The organism is Streptomyces sp. NPDC002403, from assembly GCF_053593015.1.
Genome location: NZ_JBSFBQ010000165.1, coordinates 1 through 1,075 on the forward strand (window position 1 = coordinate 1; position 1,075 = coordinate 1,075).

The following is a 1,075-nucleotide window of genomic DNA, read 5'->3' on the forward strand; positions in this document are numbered from 1 at the left end:
AGACCGGACATCCTGGGATGACACAGGAGCACGTAGCCTTCCGCCCCATCCGCAACTCCACCCGCCCCGCAGGCATCGACCGCCTCCACAACCTCGCCCGCGCCGCACCCCAACACTCCGAGAATCCGCTAATAAGCGGGCAGTTCAGATTTAAACGACCTCTAAGTGGGCATTTAATGTCGATTTGCGACGGGCGTTTCGACACGCTTCGCCGTATTCATCACCAACGTGCACGGCCTGAAATGCCTGGAAGCTCCGCATTGACAGGACTCTTCCGCCTCATTTTTAAACCAAACGGAATCCAGTGCTGAGAAGCGGATTAAACGGGCTCACGGGTCGTCACCCGGAAAGCCGCGAAGGCTAACGTAAGGTGCGAATTATCCCGAAGATAGTTGGCCACCTGAACGACTTAATACCGCAATCCATCACTAAACGCCCTCTAAGTGAGCGTTTGGTTCGCATATCAGGTGTTTGGCTGCGGTTCTGAGCGGTCAAGCGTGGTCGCCTGAGCGATGATTCGCCGGGGGAAGTGGCTTGCTGATCATTTCAGAATGAGATCGGTGTGTTGGCTTGGCAGTTGGGTGTTGTGTCGGCAGGATCTTCCGGGTGTCTGCTGATCTCGTGCCCGATGACCTGTGGGAACGCATAGCCCCGCTGCTGCCTCCTCGTCCGCCTCGGCGGCACCGGTATCCCGGGCGGCTGCCGGCCGATGACCGTGCTGCTCTGCGGGGCATCGTTTACGTGCTGCGCAAAAGTGTGAGCTGGCGCGACGTCCCCGCAGAGCTGGTCGGCTGCAGCGGGGTGACGGCCTGGCGACGTCTGCGGGACTGGACCGAAGCCGGAGTCTGGCCCCGCCTGCACGAAGCCCTGCCGGCGGAACTACGTAAAGAGGGCTTGCTGGAGATGGACGACGCTGCGATCGACGGCTCGCACGTCAGGGCCCTCAAAGGGGGGCTCACACCGGACCTTCGCCGGTCGACCGGGCACGCCCCGGCAGTAAACACCACATCATCGTCGACCGGCACGGAACCCCGCTCGCCGTCGCTCTGACCAGCGGGAACCGCCACGACGTCAC

General features: G+C 61.7%; 1 pseudogene. It reads left to right on the plus strand.

Annotated features, from left to right (window positions below):
- Positions 1 to 606 precede the first annotated feature (606 nt).
- Positions 607 to 1,075: pseudogene (locus ACWCPY_RS43340) on the plus strand (IS5 family transposase); the annotation flags it as partial.